The sequence below is a fragment of the Streptomyces bicolor genome (genome assembly GCF_000719285.1).
Lineage (GTDB): Bacteria > Actinomycetota > Actinomycetes > Streptomycetales > Streptomycetaceae > Streptomyces > Streptomyces bicolor.
In genome coordinates this window covers 20,995-41,435 of record NZ_JOFS01000030.1, presented here as the reverse complement: position 1 = coordinate 41,435, position 20,441 = coordinate 20,995, and the positions used below count along the sequence as shown (strand labels likewise).

Here is a 20,441-nt window from a genome sequence, read left to right as displayed (position 1 = left end):
GTCCCGACCGCCAAGTTGACAGGGCGAAGTGGCCCAAAACGCATACGCCGCAGGACTCACACCCGATACTTGAGGGGCCTACAGCGAGTCCACAGCCCTGGCCGCGCTCACCGTCGCCCGCTCCAGGTCCTCGGCCGCCCTGCTGATACGCCGCGCCGACTCCGTGACCTGCCTGCCGAGGCGCTGTGCCTCCAGGAAGACCCGCACGGCCAGCACGCCGAGCACGGCGAGACCCAGAAAACCCACAGCTACCGCGAACATCGGCCAGAACATGACGCCGAGCCTAGACCGTCCTACAGCGTGGAGTGCAGCCGCAGGGTGCTGACCCCGCCGCCCGTCAGCAGCTCGACGATCCGCTCACCGGCCGGCTTGCGCACGGAGACACCGCACTCGGGGCAGGTGAAGGAGTAGAAGGTCGTACGGCTGGTCGCGCCGATGGCGAGGCGCAGCGCGCTCGCGGCGAGTTCGAAGCGGCCCCGGCAGTCCGGGCAGCCCGCCTTGAACACCACCGGAGCCACGCTTCTCATCCCGGCGAAAGCGGACGCCACCGTCATCCCCGGCACTCCAGACGTCGCCGACTCACTCAAAGCCCCTGCTCCTGCCTGTCGAACTGCGTGTCCTACTGTCCGTCGCCAACCGGGTTCGCCTCGTGAGCGCCCTGTGCCTCGATCCCGTCGTACGCCGCCAGCGCCTCACGGGCCGCCTGCCGGGCGCTGTCCGCCAGCTCGGGCGGCGACACGATCCGTCCGTCCCGGCCGAGCCGAAGGGCCAGGCGCCGCAAGGACGCCGGGTCGGGGGTGCGCAGAGTGATACGCAGCCCGCCGTCCGCCAGCTCATCGGCACTGTCGTGCGGGTAGTACTCGGCGACCCAGCGCCCGCCCGGCCCGACCTCGACCACGACCTCCGGGTCCTCCGCGGCGGGCTGCACCAGCCCCTCCGACAGATCCCGCAGCTCGATCTCGGGCGGCGCCGACGGCTCGTCCAGGATCTTGATCTCGGCGACCCGGTCGAGCCGGAAGGTGCGGCGCGCCTCGGAGCGGCGGCACCAGGCCTCGACGTAGGTGTGGCCGACGCTGACCAGGCGGATCGGGTCGATCTCGCGCTCGGTGACCTCGTCGCGGGCCGGCGAGTAGTAGCGGATCCACAGCCGCCGCCGCTCGGAGATCGCGCGATCGACGTCCGCGAAGACGCCGCCCTCGGACTCGAACGTCACCGACAGCCGGGAACTGGCGCCGGCCGCCTCCCCGGCCGCGGCCTCCACCTTGGCGGTGGCCCGCAGCAGCGCCTGCCGGTCGCTCTCGCGCAGCCCCGGCAGCGTGGCCACGGCCCGGGCGGCCACCAGCAGCGCGGTCGCCTCGTCCGCGGCGAGCCGCAGCGGCTCCGCCGTCTCCGCCCCCAGGGCGGCGGGGTTGTGCCACCAGATGCGCTCACCGTCGGTGTCGATGTCGAGCAGGTCGCCACCGCGGAAGCTGGTGCCGCACATGGGCAGCACGTCGAGGTCGGAGACCAGTTCGTCCTCGGAGATGCCGAAGGCGCGCGCGACGTCCTCCAGGCGCGCACCAGGCCGCTCCCTCAGATACGTCACCAGGGAGAGCATCCGCCGGGTCTGGTCGATGGCGTTCGCGGGCCTGACCGGTTTACCTGCCACTGTGTCGCTCCGCTCCCCCTCAGCCCTTGGCCACGGCACGCAGCCGGTCCACCACGTCGGCCCGCAGCTCCGCCGGCTCCAGGACCACCACATCCGGCCCGAACTCCACCAGCCAGGCATCCAGACCGTGGCCGTACGGAATCTCCAACTCGTCCCAGCCGTCCCCGAGTTCCCTCACCGAGGTGGCCTTCGCCCGCAGGGGGTACCCCGCGTCCGTGCGCAGCCGGATCAGCGCGGAGCGGTCGGCGGTCTCCCCCGCCCAGCTCGCGACCGTCTCCCGCACGGTGACGACATCGGGGACCTCGGCGGTGAAACGGCCACTGCGGCTGCGCACCTTGCCGGTGATCCGGGACAGCCGGAAGACCCGCTCGGCGCTCCGGTCGCGGTCCCAGCCCGCCAGATACCAGTGGCCGCGCCAGCACTCCAGCGCCCACGGCTCCACGTGCCGGGCTTCGGGGCGGGCGGCGGTGGCCTTGCGGTAGTCGAAGACGACCGGACGGCGATCCCGGCAGGCCAGCATCAGCGGCTCGAACGCGGCCTCGTGCACCGGAATACGGGGCTCCAGCGCGCCGTGCGCCTCGTACGGGTCGACATCCTCGGGCAGCCCCGCCGCGCGCAGCTTCTGCAGGGCGCCGCTGGCCGCGCCCGCGAGGCGCGCCTGCTGCCACACCTTGGCGGCCAGCCCCAGGGCGGCGGCCTCCTCGGCGTCGAGAGTGATGGGCGGCAGCCGGTTGCTGTCCCGGCGGGCGAGATAGCCGACCTCACCGTCGAGGTTCTCCACCGTCTCGATGACCAGGCCGAGCTCGCGCAGATCGTCCTTGTCGCGCTCGAACATCCGGTTGAAGGAGTCGTCGGAGCCCGCCTCGAGATAGGCCTCGATGGACTCACGCAGCTCGCGCTTGCTCAGCGGCCGCCGCGTCCCGAGCAGACACAGCGCCAGATTCATGAGCCGCTCTGCCTTGGCAATGGCCATCGACGCCCTTCGCCTTCCCTATGGTGCTTACGATCGATGACCGTACCGCCCCGAAGTGGCGTCGCAAAAGCCGAGGGCCCATGCCCGGACAGGCATGGGCCCCAGGTAGTCGGGTCCGGTCGTCCGCCGATCAGAGGCGACGATCGGATACGACGGTCAGGCGCGACGATCAGACGCCGAGCAGGTCGACCACGAAGATCAGCGTCTCACCGGGCTTGATCGCCGGGGTCGGGCTCTGGTTGCCGTAGGCGAGGTGCGCCGGAATGGTCAGCTGGCGGCGGCCGCCGACCTTCATGCCCTGCACGCCCTGGTCCCAGCCCTTGATGACACGGCCGGCACCCAGCGGGAAGCGGAACGGCGTACCGCGGTTCCAGCTGGCGTCGAACTCCTCACCCGTGCTGAAGGCGACACCCACGTAGTGGACGGTGACGGTCTGGCCCGCCTGCGCAACCGCGCCGTCGCCCTCCCAGATGTCCTTGATCTCGAGGTCCGCCGGCGGCTCGCCGCCCGGGAAGTCGATCTCGGGCTTGTCGATGCTCACGTCTAACGCTCCATGCTTGTTGTGGAAAGGCAACGGCCCCAGTCTTTCATCACCCCGGGCGGCGTCACATCTTCGCGAGGATGTCCACGGTGAAGACCAGAGTGGCGCCCTTGGCGATGCCGCTGCCCTGCGGCGGATTGTCGCCGTAGCCCAGGTCCGGCGGGATGACGATCAGCACCCGGCTGCCGACCTTCTTGCCGGTCAGCCCCTGCGACCAGCCCTTGACGACCTGCTGCAGCGAGAACGACGTCAGCTGCTTGTTGGCGTACGTCGAGTCGAACTCCTTGCCGGTGTCCCACTGCACGCCCTTGTACTGCACGAGCACCGAGTTCTCGGCGGCGAGCTCGTCACCGTCGCCCTCGATGACATAGTTCGCCACCAGCTTCTTGGGCGGGTCCGTCTTGGGGATCTCGATGGAGGGCGCCTTGCCGTCGGTGTTGGTGCCGACCTTGGGCAGGTCGACGTTGTCCTGCGCGACCTCGCTGCCCTTGGCGGAGCTCTTGGTGCTGAACGTGTCCTGGATGTCGACCACGAACACCAGGGTGTCGGTGCCCTTGATCCCGGCCTGCGCATTGCCCTCCGTGCCGTAGCCCCAGGTCGGGGGGACGGCCATCTGCACGCGGCTGCCGACCTTCTTGCCGACCAGGCCGTACCGCCAGCCCTCGTAGATCTGGCCCTGTGCGAGCGGGACGAGCGCCGTCGTCTTGGCGTCGTAGGAGTTGGCGAAGACCTTCGCGCTGTCCCAGACCTGGCCGAGGTAGTGGGCCTGGATGTAGTCGTTCTCGGCCACCAGCTTGCCGCCGCCCGCGATGACCGTCTTCACCGCGAGATCCTTCGACGGATCGCCGCTGCCCTTGGCGACCGTCGGCTTCTGGCCGAACTTCGTGCCCGCCGTGATCGCCGGAACCGGACCGTCCACGATCTTCGGCGACGGCGCGGCCTCCGGGGTCGAGGGTGACGCGCTGTCGCTCGCCTTGCTCGAGTCGTCCTTGTCGTCGCCGCATGCGGCGAGCGTGACCATTCCTGCGGGTACGGCGATGAGAAGTGAGCGTCGGCGCACGGTGGGGGCCTCGTAATCGGTCGATCTTGTGGATGGCGTGCGCGCAACTCTACGGCGTGAGAAGGGCGCCGTACGGGAAACGTACGGCGCCCGTGTTGCGTTCCGGACGATCAGACCCGATCATCCGCAACGCGTCACTCACATACCGGCGATCAGTTTCTCCACCCGGTCGTCCACTGAACGGAACGGGTCCTTGCACAACACCGTGCGCTGAGCCTGGTCGTTGAGCTTCAGATGGACCCAGTCGACCGTGAAGTCCCGGCGCTGCTCCTGAGCCCTGCGGATGAAGTCGCCGCGCAGCCGCGCCCTCGTCGTCTGCGGCGGAACGGACTTGCCCTCGAAGATCTTCAAGTCGTTGCAGATACGCGCGGCTTGACCCTTCTTCTCCAGCAGGTAGTACAGGCCGCGACGACGGTGGATGTCGTGATACGCGAGGTCTATCTGCGCGACCCGCGGATGCGACATGGTCATGTTGTGCTTGGCCCGGTACCGCTCGATGAGCTTGTACTTCATCACCCAGTCGATCTCGGTGCCGATGCGGTCGAGATCCTCGGACTCGATCGCCTCCAGCGTGCGGCCCCACAACTCCAGGACCTGCTCGACCGTGCCGGTACGGATACCGCGGCGCTCACAGAAGTCCACGGCCTTCTCGTAGTACTCGCGCTGCACCTCCAGCGCCGAGGCCTCCCGGCCACTGGCCAGGCGCACCTTACGGCGGCCCGTGATGTCGTGGCTGACCTCGCGGATCGCCCGGATCGGGTTCTCCAGGGTCAGATCCCGCATCACCGTGCCCGCCTCGATCATGCGCAGCACCAGGTCGGTCGCGCCGACCTTCAGCAGCATGGTCGTCTCGGACATGTTGGAGTCACCCACGATGACATGCAGACGCCGGTAGCGCTCGGCGTCCGCGTGCGGCTCGTCGCGGGTGTTGATGATCGGCCGGGAACGGGTCGTCGCCGAGGAGACGCCCTCCCAGATGTGCTCCGCACGCTGACTGACGCAGTACACCGCCCCGCGCGGGGTCTGCAGAACCTTGCCCGCACCACACAACAACTGGCGCGTGACCAGGAACGGAATGAGGATGTCCGCGAGCCGGGAGAACTCCCCGTGCCGCGCCACGAGATAGTTCTCGTGACACCCGTAGGAGTTGCCCGCCGAGTCGGTGTTGTTCTTGAAGAGGTAGACGTCGCCCGCGATTCCCTCCTCGTGCAGGCGTCGTTCGGCGTCCACCAGGAGTCCTTCGAGAATGCGCTCGCCTGCTTTGTCGTGGGTGACCAGTTCGGTCACGTTGTCACATTCGGGTGTCGCGTATTCCGGATGTGAGCCCACGTCGAGATAGAGGCGGGCGCCGTTTCGCAGAAAGACATTGCTGCTACGGCCCCATGACACGACACGGCGGAAGAGGTACCGCGCCACCTCGTCAGGCGACAGGCGGCGCTGTCCCCTGAACGTGCACGTGACGCCGTACTCGTTCTCCAGCCCGAAAATGCGGCGGTCCATGACTGAACATTACGCCCGATCCCCTGAGCTGAAACGGGGTTCGACAGCACGGTTTGGATCATTTTCCGATGAAGCCGCAACCACCGCACCCCTGGCGGGAGCTGCGAGGACCCGCCCCGTGCCCAGCAGGACCAGCAACGACACGGCCCCCGCGGCACCCGGCACGGCGAACCCCCACAGCGCCCCGCCCGCCTCGACGACCGGCCCCGCCAGACCCGTTCCGACCGACGCACCCACCGTGAACGTCGTCACAAGCCAGGAGAACGCCTCGGTGACCGTCCCACGCGGCGCGTGCCGGTCGACCAGCACGAACGCACAGGCGATGCACGGCGCCAGGAACACACCCGCGAGCACGGCCAGCAGCGTCATCGCGAACACCCCTGGCATCAGCATCAGCGGCAGATAACACACCGCCAGAAGCGCCACCAGCACCCGCAGTCGCCGCGCCGGATCCCCGCCCCACTGCCGCGCCCCGTACACCGTGCCACCCACCAGCGCACCCAGCCCCAGGCCCGCCATCAACCAGCCGTACACCGCGTCACCACCGTGGTCGTCCGCGTACGACACGGCCGCCACCGCGATCGACCCCATCGCCATCCCGACGAACAGGAACGAGGCGAGCAACGCCACCAGACCGGCCGAACGCAGCGCCCCCAGCCAGTGCGCCTCACGCGGCGCCGAACGCCACGCGCGCGAAGGCGGCGACACGACCACCGAGAGCGCGCCCAGCACCCCGACCACGTTCAGGACGAGCAGCGCCGCCTGCGCCGACCACAGCGATGTGCACAGCGTCAGCAGCAACGGTCCGAGGGTGAACATCACTTCCTGCGCCACCGCGTCCATCGCATACGCCGCGTGCACCTGGCCCTCCTTGTGCAGGACCGACGACCACAGCGCCCGCAGGCCGCCCTCCAACGGCGGTGCGAACAACCCCGAGGCCGCCACGGCCGCATAGGCGAGCGGCAGCGGGCCGATGCCCACGAAGGCGAAAGCGGCCATCGCCAGACCAGAGGCGACCGCGGCGGGCAGCTGCACCCGCGGCTGGCCGTACAGATCCACCAGCCGCCCCAGCACCGGCTGCCCCACGGCGTTGGCGACCCCGTACACCGCCGCCAGCCCGCCGGCCAGGCTGTACGAACCACCCTCCGCGCGCACGAACAGCATGATCGCGAGCGCGGCGACGGCATTCGGCAGCCGGCCCACGAGCGTGCCGACGAGAAGCCGGGCCGCATGCCTCGCCCTGAGGATCTCCACGTATGCGCCGGTCATCGGCCGCGCCGCCCTCCGCTGAAGTTTTACGTATAACGTCCTTCATCATACGTACCATGTGCGCTGTTCAGGAGTCCAGACGAAGGAGCAGGTGCACGGTGGCACACGGCAGCGCCCGCCCCACCAGCCGAGACGTCGCCCAAGCGGCGGGAGTGTCCCAGGCCGCGGTCTCACTCGTCCTCGGCGACAAATGGCGCGGCCGCGTCTCCGAGGCCACAGCCGAACGCGTACGCCAGGCAGCCCGCGAACTCGGCTACCGGCCCAACCTCGCCGCCCGCAACCTCCGCCTCGGCCACACCCGAACCGTACTCCTGGTGGTCCCCGCCCTCACCACCGAATTCTTCGCAGGCGTCTACACCGGCGCCGCCCGCGTCGCCGCCCAACACGGCTTCGGCGTCGTCCTCTACCCCTCACCCGAAGGCATCGGCCCCGCCCGCGACCCCTTCGCCTCCGCCCAAGCCGCCCTCGACGGCGTCATCGCCTCCTCCATGGCCGCCGACGCCCTCACCGCCATCCGCGGCGACCAACTCCCCCTCGTCATGCTCGACAGCGACCCGGCCGGCAGCCTCGGCGCCGCCACCGTCAACCTCGACATCACCGACGGCGTCCGTCAGGTCGCCGCACACCTCCTCAACCTCGGCCACCGCCGCATCCTGCACCTCGCCGCCGACATCGCCTCCTGGACCTTCGACGTACGCGCACGCGAGCTCGCCGCCCGCATCGGCGAAGTCCCCGGTACCTCACTGCTCACCGTCAGCGCCCCCATCTCCATCGAAGGCGCCCTCACCGCCGCAGCGACCGCCCTGTCCGCCAAGGGCCCCCGCCCCACGGCCATCGTCTGCGACGACGACAAACTCGCCGCCGGCGCCTACAAGGCCGTACGCCGCCTCGGCCTGCGCATCCCCGACGACATCTCCGTCACCGGCCTCGACGACCTCGCCCTCGCCACCGCCATCGACCCCGAACTCACCACCGTCCGACTCGACGCCGAGCTCTTCGGCGAACGGGGCATGCAAGCCCTCCTGGCGGTCCTGGAAGGCCGCGAACCCGAGGCGGGTGACATTCCCGTCGAACTCGTCGTACGGGGCTCCACAGCGCCACCCAGGGCGCCATGACAGCCCCCTGAAACGCGCTGTGCCCCGGCCGAACAGTCGGCCAGGGCACAGAAGGGGCGAGTGAAGCAACCAGGAACTACTCCTCGGAGGCGCCGGACTCCTCGGAACCCTCCGCACCGTCGGCACTCTCGGCCTCCGTGGCCGCACCGTCGGCCTCCAGCAGCCGAGCCAGCTGACGCCCGACAATCCGCTTGAACTTGCGCGACTGCGGACGCGTACGGTCCAGCACCGCGACCTCAAGGCGCTCCGCGGGAATCTCCCGCTGCGTGCCGTTCGACTCACGGGACAGAGCCTGCACCGCCAGACTGAGAGCCTCCGCGAGGCTCATGCCGTCCTGATGACGCTGGTCCAAGAAGTTACTGATCAACTCGGCATTGCCACCGACAGCGACCGAACCGTGCTCATCCACGATCGACCCGTCATGCGGCAGCCGATAAATCTGGTCACCCTCAGGAGTCTCCCCCACCTCGGCGACGACCAGCTCCACCTCATACGGCTTCTCAGCAGCGGAAGAGAAGATCGTGCCCAGCGTCTGGGCGTACACGTTGGCCAGACCACGAGCAGTCACGTCATCACGGTCATAGGTGTAACCACGAAGATCGGCATACCGCACACCACCGATCCGCAGGTTCTCGTACTCGTTGTACTTACCGGCCGCCGCGAAGCCGATCCGGTCATAGATCTCGCTGAACTTGTGCAGCGCACGGGACGGGTTCTCGCCAACGAAGACAATGCCGTCGGCATACTGCAGCACGACCAGGCTGCGACCACGGGCGATGCCCTTCCGGGCGTACTCCGCCCGGTCGGCCATCGCCTGCTGAGGTGAGACATAGAACGGCGTCGACACCGGTTATCCGTCCCTTTCTGTCGAAGTCACAGGATCACCTTGATAAGACCGAGCCGCCGCCTACAGCAGCGCGGCCCGCGGGCCGTCGGGCTGCTCCAGACGCCGCTCCAGAATGGAACGCGCGATCTCGGAGGACTCGTCATCGCCGAGCCGACGGAAGCCGTCTTCGGTGATCACGGTGACGATCGGGTAGATCCGGCGCGCGACATCGGGACCACCGGTCGCCGAGTCGTCGTCAGCCGCGTCGTACAGGGCCTGCACCACCAGCGTCGTGGCCTCGGCCTCACTCAGGTCATCACGGAAGAGCTTCTTCATCGCGCCACGCGCGAAGATCGAACCCGAGCCGGTGGCGGCGTAACCCTGCTCCTCGGAACGACCACCCGTCACGTCGTACGAGAAGATCCGCCCCTTCTCCCGGTCGACGTCATACCCGGCGAAGAGCGGCACCACAGCCAGCCCCTGCATCGCCATCCCCAGGTTCGACCGGATCATGGTCGACAGCCGGTTCGCCTTGCCCTCCAGCGACAGCTGCGCACCCTCGACCTTCTCGAAGTGCTCCAGCTCCAACTGGAAGAGCTTGACCATCTCGACGGCCAGACCGGCGGTGCCGGCGATACCGACGGCCGAGTACTCGTCCGCCGGGAACACCTTCTCGATGTCCCGCTGGGCGATGACGTTGCCCATGGTGGCGCGACGGTCACCGGCGAGCACGACGCCACCGGGGAAGGTCACAGCCACGATCGTGGTGCCGTGCGGCGCCTCGATCACGCCTTGCGTGGGCGGGAGTTGACGCTTGCCGGGCAGCAGCTCCGGCTGGTGCTCGGAGAGGAAGTCCATGAAGGAGGACGACCCAGGCGTCAGGAAGGCAGCTGGTAGACGCCCGGTGCTACGAGTGTTGGCTTCCACGCGATTCCTTCCACGTATGCAGCAGCCCGCCTTATGACGTCGGGCCGATCCTTGAACTGCCCCAGTGCAGCGTTGCAGCTGAAGCACAGTACGCCACGGACCCTACCCGTCTCGTGGCAGTGATCCACATGCTCAGGTACAGCGGCCAAACATATGCAGCAGACGCCCCCTTGAGAGGCGACCAGCTCGTCGCGGTCGGCTTCGGTGATGCCGTACTGCCGCTTCAGATGGTCCCGCCGACTTTGGACCGCCCGGCATGCCCTGCAGCGCGTCGACAGGCCGTCGGAAGCAGTTGCGTTGCGATGCCACTCGCTGTGCGGCTTCACCTCTCAGCATGTCCGGCAGAGCTTGTGCCCGGCCGGCACATCAACCTTCTCCCGCACCGACTTCCCCAGAGCCTCCTGGCGCTGCCGGTAGCGCGCGGCGCTGTATTCCGCCACGCACTCCCGGCAACGCACCTGGAGGCCATCACGCCGATTCCTGTCGCGCGCAAAGGCGGCGATAGGCAGGTCCCGCTTGCAACCCGTGCATTTCTTGGCGCTCGGCTCGTCAGCCACTCGAATCCCCCGCAACCTTCACTTCGAAGGCAAAGTGACCAACGTACCTTTACTCGCCACCCTTTTGCACGAATGAACGCACGAAATCCTCTGCGTTTTCCTCGAGTACGTCATCGATTTCGTCGAGAACCGAGTCCACGTCATCGCTCAGCTTCTCGTGCCGCTCCTTGAGGTCCTCAGAAGCCTGCGCCTCAGCCGCCTGCTCCTCGACCTCCTCAGTGGAACGCGTGGCCTTCTGCTGTCCGCCGCCGGTGTCCTTGGTTGCCATATCCCTCACCCCGCTCAGTTCGCCCGACATGGTCGACAGGTCGGCTTTCCTGCCGATCGGTGATGATCAGACCCTACAAGCCGGGTCTGACATCGGCCCCGCAGTTTCTCTAACGTACGGGGGCCACCTCGATGATTCCCGGCGGCCGGGTTTTCCACCCTGTCCGGCCGATCTCCGGCCGAGACCGCCGGGGTACCCGTCAGCCGCCTGACAGGACCCTGACCAGGTCTTCCGCGGTGCGGCAGCGGTCCAGGAGCTCCTTGACGTGATTTCGCGTTCCGCGAAGTGGTTCGAGGGTTGGAACGCGCTGGAGGGAGTCGCGGCCGGGCAGGTCGAAGATGACCGAGTCCCAGGAGGCCGCGGCGACGTCGTCGGCGTACTGCTCCAGGCAGCGGCCGCGGAAGTACGCGCGGGTGTCCTCCGGGGGCTTCGCCTTGGCCCGTTCCACGGCTTCCTCGTCCAGGAGGCGCTTCATGCGTCCCCTGGCCGCCAGACGGTTGTACAGGCCCTTGTCGGGGCGTACGTCGGCGTATTGGAGGTCGACCAGGTGGAGCCTGGCCGCGTCCCAGTCGAGGTTGTCGCGGCGCCGGTAGCCCTCCATGAGCTCGCGCTTGGCGACCCAGTCGAGTTCGCCGGCGAGGCTCATGGGATCCCGCTCCAGGCGGTTCAGGGTGTCTTCCCAGCGGGACAGGACGTCCTTGGTCTGTTCGTCCGCGTCCGCGCCGAACCGCTCCTCCACGTATTTGCGCGACAGCTCGTAGTACTCCATCTGGAGCTGGACGGCGGTCAGTGTGCGCCCGCTGCGCAGTGTGACCAGGCGCTTGAGGGCCGGGTCGTGCGATACCTGGTGCAGGGTGCGAACGGGCTGGTCGACGGCCAGGTCCACGGCGATGAACCCGTCCTCGATCATCGACAGGACCAGGGCCGTCGTCCCCAGTTTCAGGTACGTCGAGATCTCCGACAGGTTCGCGTCGCCGATGATCACGTGCAGTCGGCGGTATTTCTCGGCGTCGGCGTGGGGCTCGTCCCGGGTGTTGATGATCGGGCGCTTGAGGGTCGTCTCGAGGCCCACCTCGACCTCGAAGTAGTCCGCGCGCTGGCTCAGCTGGAAGCCGTGTTCATGACCGTCCTGGCCGATGCCCACCCGCCCCGCTCCGGCGAAGACCTGGCGGGAGACGAAGAAGGGGGTGAGGTGGCGCACGATGTCCGAGAAGGGGGTTTCCCGCTTCATCAGGTAGTTCTCGTGCGTGCCGTAGGAGGCGCCTTTGTTGTCGGTGTTGTTCTTGTAGAGGTGGATCGGCTGGGCGCCGGGGAGCTGGGCGGCGCGTTCTGCGGCTTCGGCCATGATGCGTTCGCCGGCCTTGTCCCAGAGGACGGCGTCGCGGGGGTTGGTGACCTCGGGCGCGCTGTATTCGGGGTGTGCGTGGTCGACGTAGAGTCGCGCGCCGTTGGTGAGGATGACGTTGGCGAGGCCGATGTCCTCGTCGGTGAGCTGGCTGGAGTCGGCGGCCTCGCGTGCGAGGTCGAAGCCTCGCGCGTCGCGCAGCGGGTTCTCCTCCTCGAAGTCCCAGCGGGCCCGGCGGGCCCGGTGCATCGCCGCCGCGTAGGCGTTGACGATCTGGGATGAGGTGAGCATGGCATTGGCGTTGGGGTGGCCGGGGACGGAGATCCCGTACTCCGTCTCGATGCCCATTACTCGCCGTACGGTCATGCGGCCCTCCTTGCCCGGCGGCACCCTCGGTCGTGGGCGCCGCGCAGATACCGCTGGCGCTCGGTTGCGTGTGCGGTGCCCGTCCCCGCACTGCGCGACTCGGCGGTATGGAAGAGCCTAGAACGCCTTTGCGCTGGTGGGGAGATCATTTGCGTCATTGCCTTGCACGCCTTGTGGTCCGGTGGTGGCCGGAAAAACAGTGGGCTGCGGGTACCCGGTGAGGGCACCCGCAGCCGCCCTGTTTTTTACAGGTACTGACCGGTGTTGGCCACCGTGTCGATGGAGCGTCCGGTGTCCGCGCCCTGCTTTCCGGTGATGAGGGTGCGGATGTAGACGATCCGCTCGCCCTTCTTTCCGGAGATGCGGGCCCAGTCGTCCGGGTTGGTGGTGTTGGGCAGGTCTTCGTTCTCCTTGAACTCGTCCACGCATGCCTGGAGGAGGTGGGAGACGCGGAGGCCCTTCTGGTTGTGCTCGAGGAAGTCCTTGATCGCCATTTTCTTGGCGCGGCCCACGATGTTCTCGATCATGGCGCCGGAATTGAAGTCCTTGAAGTAGAGGACTTCCTTGTCGCCGTTGGCGTAGGTGACTTCCAGGAAGCGGTTTTCCTCGGATTCGGCGTACATCTGCTCGACGGCGGTCTGGATCATGCTCTGGACCGTGGTCGCCTTGCTGCCGCCGTGCTCGCCGAGGTCTTCGGAGTGCAGGGGGAGGCGTTCGGTGAGGTACTTGCCGAAGATGTCCTTGGCGGCCTCGGCGTCGGGACGCTCGATTTTGATCTTCACGTCGAGTCGGCCGGGGCGCAGGATGGCGGGGTCGATCATGTCCTCGCGGTTGGAGGCGCCGATGACGACCACGTTCTGGAGGCCTTCGACGCCGTCGATCTCGGCGAGGAGCTGAGGGACGATGGTGTTCTCTACGTCCGAGCTGACGCCTGAGCCGCGGGTGCGGAAGAGGGATTCCATTTCGTCGAAGAAGACGATGACGGGTGTGCCCTCGCTGGCCTTCTCGCGTGCGCGCTGGAAGACGAGGCGGATTTGTCGTTCGGTTTCGCCGACGTATTTGTTGAGGAGCTCGGGGCCCTTGATGTTGAGGAAGAAGCTCTTGCCCTGGGCCTGGCCGGTGACTTCGGCGACCTTTTTGGCCAGTGAGTTGGCGACGGCCTTGGCGATGAGTGTCTTGCCGCATCCGGGGGGCCCGTACAGGAGGACGCCCTTGGGCGGCCGCAGTTCGTGCTCCTTGAACAGGTCGGGGTAGAGGTACGGGAGCTCGACGGCGTCGCGGATCATTTCGATCTGGTTGCCCAGGCCGCCGATCTGTTCGTAGCCGATGTCCGGTACTTCTTCGAGGACGAGTTCCTCGACTTCGCTCTTGGGGACGATCTCGTAGACGTAGCCGGAGCGGGGTTCGAGCAGGAGGGCGTCGCCGGGGCGGATGGTGACGTCCAGCAGCGGCTCGGCGAGCCGTACCACCCGTTCCTCGTCGGTGTGCCCGAGCACCAGGGCGCGCTCGCCGTCCTCGAGGATCTCCTTGAGGGTGACGATGTCCCCGACGCGCTCGAACTCCATGGCTTCGACCACGTTGAGCGCTTCGTTGAGCATCAGTTCCTGGCCGCGCCGGAGGTCGTCGAGTTCGACGCTCGGGCTGACGTTCACGCGGAGTTTGCGGCCTCCGGTGAAGATGTCGGCGGTGCCGTCCTCGTTGGCTTGCAGGAAGACACCGAAGCCGGCCGGTGGCTGTGCGAGCCGGTCGACTTCTTCCTTGAGGGCCACGATCTGGTCTCGGGCCTCACGGAGCGTGTTCGCGAGTCGTTCGTTCTGTGCGGACACGCCGGCCAGGTTGGTCTGCAGCTCGACGATCCGCTCTTCGAGAATCCTCGTGTGTCGCGGAGAGTCGGCGAGCTTGCGTCGCAGGACGGCGATCTCCTGCTCAAGGTAGGCGATCTGCCCGGCCGGGTCGTCGGACCCTCGTCCCGGGCGGATGCCGCGGTTCATGTCGTCGTCGTGGGCTGCCACGGTCCTCACCTCCTCCAAGGGGAGCTGGACGCTTCCAGACCCTACCTGGGTGGGTGTCGATTGAAACCCCTAGATCACAAAGACGGTCGGGGTGTGTCCGATCTTCACCCTTGCGCTCTCCCTCACGCCAGGGGAATACCCACCGCACATGATTGGAACCCAGGCCCGGGTAGGGTCGAAGCGTTCAACACCCGTCAGAGCTGGCCGGATTCCCGTTCGGCTCGGCGCAGGAAGCGGTAGGAGAGATGAGCGTGGAGCAGGCGGCCGGGGTCCAGGGTGAGGCGCTGGAGGTCTGGATCGACCAGGATCTCTGTACTGGTGACGGGATCTGCGCCCAGTACGCGCCTGAGGTGTTCGAGCTGGACATCGACGGTCTGGCGTATGTGAAGGGCGTGCAGGACGAGCTTTTGCAGGCCAAGGGGGCCACAACGCCTGTGCCGTTGCCGCTTGTCACGGATGTGGTGGACTCGGCGAAGGAGTGTCCGGGCGAGTGCATCCATGTGCGTCGGGTTTCGGACAAGGTCGAGGTGTACGGTCCGGACGTCGAGTGACCTTGCGGATACGGGCTGTTACGACTGTCTGATTTCTCACAACGGCCGGTGGCGTGGGTCAGACGCTGTGGGCGCCGGCGGGTGTCGAGCGGACGAACGAGCCGTTCTTCCACTGCCACTTCGCGCCGTTCTTCACGTCCGGGCAGCAGCGGGGTACGTCGTCCGTGGAGTAGCCGAGCAGTTCACCGACGACCGCTCCGTCACGGACGGCGATGTCACTGACGGTGATGCTGTCTTTCGGGTTGACGAGGGTGGCGACGAGGCGGGGAGTGGCCGTCTCGGCGCTGCGGGTGAGGACGTAGACGCCGTCGGGCGGGGTGCCCATGGGGGAGTCGCAGTGGACGACGGCCACGGTTTCGGGGCTGCCGTCGCCGTCCAGGTCGCCTGTGGCCTTCTTGACCACGACCGCTTTCACGGGCCCGCATTGGAGCGGGAAGTCGACGCCCGCGGGGTTGGGGGGCGTGGTGGCGGCGGGGGTTTTCTTCGCTTCCGGGCCGGCTGTCTGGGCCGCTGTCGCCGAGTTGGGCTGCAGGACCGAGGAGAGGGCCACGACTGCGGCTACCGCTGTGGCGGTGGCGAGCCAGTGGATCGGGCGGGTGTGGGTGTGTGCCAGTTCCGGGACGGCGGATTGCTGCACTAGGAGCGTCTCCTGTGAGGGCTGTGCCGGTGGGGTGCCCAGCATCGTGCCACACGTCACAGTGGGGTGGAACGGTGGGGGTGTGGAGTTCCGGTGCCGGATGCGGGCGCTCGGGGGTGCGGCGGGATGTCGTATGACTGTCGGAGTTGTCGTTCGGTCGGCTCGCGTCAACGGAGAAGCGCTGTGGCCGAGTTCCTCGGTGGTTTCCGGGAACTCGGCCACAGCGCTTGTGCGTTGAATGCGGCACGGGGCCACGTCAGCGGCCGGAGCCTCCGTCGGCGTTGGGGCCTTCGTAGTCGTCGCCGTAGGCGCCCTTGGCGGGGCGGCGGCGGCGCATGGGTGGTTCGACTCCGTCGGCGAGGCGGCGCGCGGTGAGCAGGAAGCCGGTGTGGCCGATCATGCGGTGGTCGGGGCGGACGGCGAGGCCTTCGATGTGCCAGTTGCGGATCATCGTCTCCCAGGCGGTCGGCTCGTTGAAGCAGCCGATCTCGCGGATGGACTCGACGGTCCGGGCGAGCTGGGTGGTGGTGGCGACGTAGCAGCAGAGGATGCCGCCGGGGACGAGCGCCTTGGAGACGGCTTCCAGGCATTCCCAGGGGGCGAGCATGTCGAGGATGACGCGGTCGACGTCGGTGTCGGACAGGTTGTCCTGGAGGTCGCCGACGGTGAGCTGCCAGGCGGGGTGGGGGCCGCCGAAGTAGCGCTCCACGTTCTGCTTGGCGATGTCGGCGAAGTCCTCGCGGCGCTCGTAGGAGTGCAGCATGCCCTGGTCGCCGATGGCGCGCAGCAGGAAGCTGCTGAGGCTGCCGGAGCCGACGCCGGCCTCGACGACGCGTGCGCCGGGGAAGATGTCGGCGAAGGCGAGGATCTGCCCCGCGTCCTTGGGGTAGACGACGGCTGCCCCGCGGGGCATGGACAGGACGTAGTCGGGGAGCAGGGGGCGCAGCGCGAGGTAGGCGACGTTACCGGTGGTGCGGACAACGCTGCCCTCGGGTGCGCCGATCAGTTCGTCGTGCGGGAAGGAACCCTTGTGGGTGTGGAAGTTCTTTCCGGCTTCGAGCGTGAACGTGTAGTGGCGGCCCTTGGGGTCGGTCAGCTGTACCTGGTCCCCGACCTTGAAGGGCCCGCGCCTGCGGGCGGCACCGGTCGGTTCGGACATGTGACCAGCCTACCGGCGTTTCGGGGGGTCGCCGACCACGCGTGCGTGCCGACCACCGCGGAGGGAGTGCGGGTGTCTCAGTTGGGCCGTGCCATGGCCTTCACGAAGGCGCGCTCCACGTCCGCCGCGGACAGGACGCCGTAGATCTCGCCGCTCTCCTCGACCACCAGGTACTCGGTTGCCGGGGCGGCGCGCAGGGCGTCCAGGAGTTCTTCTCCCGCAAGCTCGGCGGAGACGCGCATGCCGTCGGTGAGTTCATGGGCGAGGCCGCTGACGGCGACCCAGGGGCGGCGGTGTTCGGGTACGCCGACGATGGCGGCCTCGCGGACGAGGGAGAGGGGGTTGCCGTCGGGGTCGACGACGACGAGGGCGCGGGCGCCGGCGGCGTTGGCGCGGCGCAGGGCCTCGGAGAGGGGGGTGTCGGTCTCGACGGGTACGGCGCGGCGGGTGAGGGTGCGGGCGCGTAGTTCGGGGAGGTGTTCGCGCAGGCGGGCCATGCGCAGGCTGTTGCCGGCGCCGGTCCAGATGATCGCGGCGAGGATGGCGGCGAGCAGGGCGTCCATGACGGTGTCCATGCCGACGTTGTCGACGGCGTCGGAGCCGAGGGCGCCGGACTGGGTGAGCAGGGGGAGCCCGATGAGGACGCAGACGGCGAGGGCGCGGCCGATCCAGGCGGCGGCGATGGTGCCGGCCATGGGCTTGCCGGTGATCTTCCAGACGACGGCGCGGAGCATGCGGCCGCCGTCGAGGGGCAGGCCGGGGAGCAGGTTGAAGGCGGCCACGATGAGGTTGGAGACCATCAGGCCGGCCAGCAGGACGCCGGGGACGGTGCCGGGTTCGACGGTCTGCATGGCGGCGTAGAAGGCGCCGGCGAGGACGAGGGAGAGCAGGGGGCCGACGAAGGCGAGGACGAATTCCCGTCCCGGTGTCTCGGCCTCTTTCTCGATTTCGGAGACGCCGCCGAAGAACTGCAGCTGGATGCGGCGGACGGGCAGTTTGAAGCGGAGGGCGGCGACGGTGTGGGCGAGCTCGTGGACGAGGACGGAGGCGTAGAAGGCGACCGCGAAGAACAGGGAGACGAGATAGCGGGCGGCTCCGAGCTCGGGCAGCACGCGGTCGAGCTGTCCGCCGAAGACCCAGGTGATGAGCGCGGCGACGAGGAACCAGCTGGGGGCGACGTAGACGGGCACCCCGAAGGGGCGTCCCATGAGCAGTCCGCCTCGCGGTTCGGGTGCCCGGGGCGGTTGGCCCTTGGTTGCGGTGTGGGCGAGGGTGCGGTGGTCCTCGGCGGTGTGGGCGTGCGGGTCGCCGGTGGCGGGGCCGTAGGCGTGGCTGCCGGGCTGGCTGTCGGGGCTCTGCGGGGCCTCCGGCGAGATTTCCGTCGTGGGGCTGTCCGGGTCCGGCGCGGCGTCTGCGGGCGTGCGGTCGTCGGGGGCGTGGCGGGGGGTGTCGTGCTGCCCGGTTTCGTTGCCGCTCGTGGTGCTGGGGTCCCGCGTGTCCGCCGTCCCGGCCTGGCGGCCGTCGGCATCCAGCCCCTGCTGCTCGCCCTTCGCTTCCGCGGTGTCGTCCTCGGGGCGGTCCAAGCGCCGTACCACCATGGTCGGTTCGTCGGCCGGTGGCATGGGGGGCTGGTCGGGGCCGGGGGCGGGTCGGGGGGTGCCGGGGCGTGTGGGGCCCGTGGCCGGGGTCGCAGGTGGTGCGTGGCGCTCGGCCGATTCCTCGTTGCCGGACCGCGGCTGCCCGCTGCCGCTCTCGTCCACGGTGTCCCCTCGTTCGAAGCGTCGTCCGCGCCTGGCGGGCGGACGGGTCTCGGGTCGATGGTATGCGGCCGTGGTGGCGTGTTTCTCCCCGGCACCCCCTCTGTTTTCCCCGCTGTCGCGGGCGGGACGGCGGCGGCTGGGTCACTGTCAGTGGTGGGCCGTAAGGTCTGTGGTCATGGAGACGAGCACGGAGGGTGCCGCGGCGGGCTGCGGCAGTGACGTCGCGCCGGTGACGGGGCCGGCGGCGGACGGGTTCCCGGCGGGGGCGGACAGTACGGTGGCGACGGTCGAGGCGGGTGCCGTCGAGGCGGACGCGGTGGCGGTGGCCGACGGCGCCCGGGCGGCCATACCGCCGGCTTCGCTGTCGCCCTCCCGTGCCAGTGACTTCATGCAGTGTCCGCTGCTCTACCGGTTCCGGGTGATCGACCGGCTGCCCGAGAAGCCGAGCGCGGCGGCGACCAAGGGCACGCTGGTGCACGCGGTGCTGGAGCGGCTCTTCGACGCTCCGGCGGCCGAGCGGACGGCTCCGCGTGCCAAGTCCCTGGTCCCCGGCCAGTGGGAGCGGCTGCGGGAGAGCAGGCCGGAGGTCGTGGAGCTGTTCGCGGACGATCCCGAGGGCGTGCGGCTGGCGACGTGGCTCGGGGAGGCGGAGCAGCTCGTCGAGCGGTGGTTCGGTCTTGAGGATCCGACCCGTCTCGAGCCCGCCGAGCGTGAGCTTTTCGTGGAGGCCGAGCTGGACTCGGGGCTGCGGCTGCGCGGCATCATCGACCGGGTCGACGTGGCGCCCACGGGTGAGGTGCGGATCGTCGACTACAAGACGGGCAAGGCGCCGCGGCCCGAGTACGCCGAGGGCGCGCTGTTCCAGATGAAGTTCTACGCCCTGGTGGTCTGGCGGCTGAAGGGGGTCGTCCCGCGTCGGCTGCAGCTCGTCTATCTCGGCAGCGGTGATGTGCTGACGTACGACCCCGTCCTCGCGGATCTGGAGCGGGTCGAGCGCAAGCTGCTCGCGCTGTGGGAGGCGATCCGGCTGGCGACGGAGACGGGCGAGTGGCGTCCGCGGCCGACCAAGCTGTGCGGGTGGTGCGACCACCAGGCCCACTGCCCGGAATTCGGCGGCACTCCCCCGCCGTACCCCTTGCCGGTGAGGGTGGCCGAGTCCGGTGGCGTCCCGCAGGGCAGAATGGGGCCGGACTAGCGAAGGAGACTTACGTGGCCATCCGCGTCCTACTGGTCGACGACCAGCCGTTGCTGCGTACCGGCTTCCGGATGATCCTGGAGGCAGAGCAGGACATCGCGGTCGTCGGTGAGGCCGGTGACGGTCTGCAGGCCCTCGACCAGGTGCGGGCCCTGCAGCCCGACGTGGTCCTGATGGACATCCGTATGCCCCGCATGGACGGGGTCGAGGCGACGCGGCAGATCACCGGGCCCGGGCGGGACGGCCCGGCGAAGGTGCTGGTGCTGACCACCTTCGATCTCGACGAGTACGTCGTGGAGGCGCTGAAGGCGGGCGCCAGCGGCTTTCTGCTGAAGGACGCCCCGGCCAATGAGCTGGTGCAGGCGATCCGTGTGGTGGCCGCGGGTGAGGCGATGCTGGCGCCGAGCATCACGCGCCGGCTGCTCGACAAGTACGCCACGCATCTGCCGTCGGGTGACGAGCCCGTCCCGGACACCCTGCACACGCTCACCGAGCGCGAGGTGGAGGTGCTGAAGCTGGTGGCGCGGGGTCTGTCCAACGCGGAGATCGCCGCCGATCTGTTCGTCAGCGAGACGACCGTGAAGACGCACGTCGGCCATGTGCTCACCAAGCTGGGCCTGCGTGACCGGGTGCAGGCCGCGGTGTACGCGTACGAGAGCGGGCTGGTGCGGCCGGGCGCGCAGTAGGAGCAACAGTCTGCGTGACGACGCGGAGGGCGCCCCTTCATGGGAA

Annotated in this window: 20 protein-coding genes and 1 pseudogene; 4 read left to right on the top strand and 17 right to left on the bottom strand. The window is 68.7% G+C overall.

The features are described from left to right. Window positions 1-78 precede the first annotated feature (78 nt). The 8 genes from IF78_RS0131830 to IF78_RS0131795 all read right to left on the bottom strand — a co-directional run bounded on the left by IF78_RS0131830 (window position 79) and on the right by IF78_RS0131795 (window position 6,991). Window positions 79-273 carry a hypothetical protein gene (locus tag IF78_RS0131830; protein WP_031486675.1) on the bottom strand — a complete coding sequence of 65 codons (195 nt, stop codon included), beginning with the start codon at window positions 271-273 and terminating at the stop codon, window positions 79-81. A 20-nt stretch (window positions 274-293) separates the two neighbouring features. Beyond that, window positions 294-587: a hypothetical protein gene (locus IF78_RS0131825; RefSeq protein ID WP_031486674.1), complete on the bottom strand. Its 294-nt coding sequence runs from the start codon at window positions 585-587 to the stop codon at window positions 294-296. A 32-nt stretch (window positions 588-619) separates the two neighbouring features. Further along, a complete protein-coding gene (locus IF78_RS0131820; RefSeq protein ID WP_031486673.1) occupies window positions 620-1,648 on the bottom strand; it encodes a helix-turn-helix transcriptional regulator in 1,029 nt (342 codons plus the stop codon). Between the two features lie 19 nt (window positions 1,649-1,667). Continuing rightward, window positions 1,668-2,621: a helix-turn-helix transcriptional regulator gene (locus IF78_RS0131815; protein WP_031486672.1), complete on the bottom strand. Its 954-nt coding sequence runs from the start codon at window positions 2,619-2,621 to the stop codon at window positions 1,668-1,670. Between the two features lie 169 nt (window positions 2,622-2,790). Beyond that, window positions 2,791-3,162 (bottom strand): FKBP-type peptidyl-prolyl cis-trans isomerase, encoded by a 372-nt coding sequence (locus IF78_RS0131810; RefSeq protein WP_031486671.1) that lies wholly within the window; start codon window positions 3,160-3,162, stop codon window positions 2,791-2,793. A 64-nt stretch (window positions 3,163-3,226) separates the two neighbouring features. Next, the gene (locus IF78_RS0131805; protein WP_031486670.1) at window positions 3,227-4,222 is read right to left on the bottom strand and encodes an FKBP-type peptidyl-prolyl cis-trans isomerase; all 996 of its coding nucleotides are present in this window, start codon (window positions 4,220-4,222) and stop codon (window positions 3,227-3,229) included. Window positions 4,223-4,360: 138 nt separating this feature from the next. After that, entirely contained in the window at window positions 4,361-5,722 is a 1,362-nt protein-coding gene (pafA, locus tag IF78_RS0131800) for a Pup--protein ligase (RefSeq protein ID WP_031486669.1), read from the bottom strand. Window positions 5,723-5,731: 9 nt separating this feature from the next. Next, window positions 5,732-6,991: an MFS transporter gene (locus tag IF78_RS0131795; RefSeq protein ID WP_031486668.1), complete on the bottom strand. Its 1,260-nt coding sequence runs from the start codon at window positions 6,989-6,991 to the stop codon at window positions 5,732-5,734. A gap of 56 nt (window positions 6,992-7,047) precedes the next feature. Here IF78_RS0131795 and IF78_RS0131790 point away from each other — a divergent pair, with 56 nt between their 5' ends. Further along, window positions 7,048-8,106, top strand: coding sequence for a LacI family DNA-binding transcriptional regulator (locus tag IF78_RS0131790; RefSeq protein WP_107050054.1), 1,059 nt, complete (start codon window positions 7,048-7,050; stop codon window positions 8,104-8,106). Between the two features lie 76 nt (window positions 8,107-8,182). Here IF78_RS0131790 and prcA read toward each other — a convergent pair whose 3' ends face one another. The 6 genes and pseudogenes from prcA to arc form a co-directional block, all read right to left on the bottom strand. Next, window positions 8,183-8,953: a proteasome subunit alpha gene (gene prcA / locus IF78_RS0131785; protein WP_031486666.1), complete on the bottom strand. Its 771-nt coding sequence runs from the start codon at window positions 8,951-8,953 to the stop codon at window positions 8,183-8,185. A gap of 60 nt (window positions 8,954-9,013) precedes the next feature. Beyond that, on the bottom strand, window positions 9,014-9,859 hold the full coding sequence (gene prcB / locus IF78_RS0131780) for a proteasome subunit beta (RefSeq protein WP_037641739.1): 846 nt from the start codon (window positions 9,857-9,859) through the stop codon (window positions 9,014-9,016). Next, a pseudogene (locus IF78_RS46685) lies at window positions 9,811-10,416 on the bottom strand (endonuclease VII domain-containing protein). Before IF78_RS46685 ends, prcB begins: the two are co-directional and overlap by 49 nt. Before the next feature lie 49 nt (window positions 10,417-10,465). Next, a complete protein-coding gene (locus tag IF78_RS0131770) occupies window positions 10,466-10,684 on the bottom strand; it encodes a ubiquitin-like protein Pup (protein WP_031486664.1) in 219 nt (72 codons plus the stop codon). A 199-nt stretch (window positions 10,685-10,883) separates the two neighbouring features. Beyond that, window positions 10,884-12,395, bottom strand: a complete 1,512-nt coding sequence (dop, locus tag IF78_RS0131765) for a depupylase/deamidase Dop (protein WP_199921450.1) — start codon at window positions 12,393-12,395, stop codon at window positions 10,884-10,886. A 245-nt stretch (window positions 12,396-12,640) separates the two neighbouring features. Beyond that, window positions 12,641-14,407: a proteasome ATPase gene (gene arc, locus IF78_RS0131760; protein WP_031486662.1), complete on the bottom strand. Its 1,767-nt coding sequence runs from the start codon at window positions 14,405-14,407 to the stop codon at window positions 12,641-12,643. Between the two features lie 245 nt (window positions 14,408-14,652). Here arc and IF78_RS0131755 point away from each other — a divergent pair, with 245 nt between their 5' ends. Next, window positions 14,653-14,958: a ferredoxin gene (locus IF78_RS0131755; RefSeq protein ID WP_031486661.1), complete on the top strand. Its 306-nt coding sequence runs from the start codon at window positions 14,653-14,655 to the stop codon at window positions 14,956-14,958. Window positions 14,959-15,016: 58 nt separating this feature from the next. On the opposite strand, the gene IF78_RS0131750 is transcribed toward IF78_RS0131755, so the two are convergent. The 3 genes from IF78_RS0131750 to IF78_RS0131740 form a co-directional block, all read right to left on the bottom strand. Continuing rightward, a complete protein-coding gene (locus IF78_RS0131750) occupies window positions 15,017-15,595 on the bottom strand; it encodes a hypothetical protein (protein WP_031486660.1) in 579 nt (192 codons plus the stop codon). 256 nt (window positions 15,596-15,851) lie between these two features. Beyond that, a complete protein-coding gene (locus IF78_RS0131745) occupies window positions 15,852-16,754 on the bottom strand; it encodes a tRNA (adenine-N1)-methyltransferase (protein ID WP_031486659.1) in 903 nt (300 codons plus the stop codon). Window positions 16,755-16,831: 77 nt separating this feature from the next. Further along, window positions 16,832-18,514: a site-2 protease family protein gene (locus tag IF78_RS0131740; protein ID WP_031498567.1), complete on the bottom strand. Its 1,683-nt coding sequence runs from the start codon at window positions 18,512-18,514 to the stop codon at window positions 16,832-16,834. Window positions 18,515-18,689: 175 nt separating this feature from the next. Here IF78_RS0131740 and IF78_RS0131735 point away from each other — a divergent pair, with 175 nt between their 5' ends. Together IF78_RS0131735 and IF78_RS0131730 are read left to right on the top strand one after the other, a co-directional pair. After that, on the top strand, window positions 18,690-19,709 hold the full coding sequence (locus tag IF78_RS0131735) for a RecB family exonuclease (protein WP_031487836.1): 1,020 nt from the start codon (window positions 18,690-18,692) through the stop codon (window positions 19,707-19,709). A gap of 14 nt (window positions 19,710-19,723) precedes the next feature. Continuing rightward, window positions 19,724-20,395, top strand: a complete 672-nt coding sequence (locus IF78_RS0131730; protein ID WP_030946450.1) for a response regulator — start codon at window positions 19,724-19,726, stop codon at window positions 20,393-20,395. The last annotated feature ends 46 nt before the right edge of the window (window positions 20,396-20,441 follow it).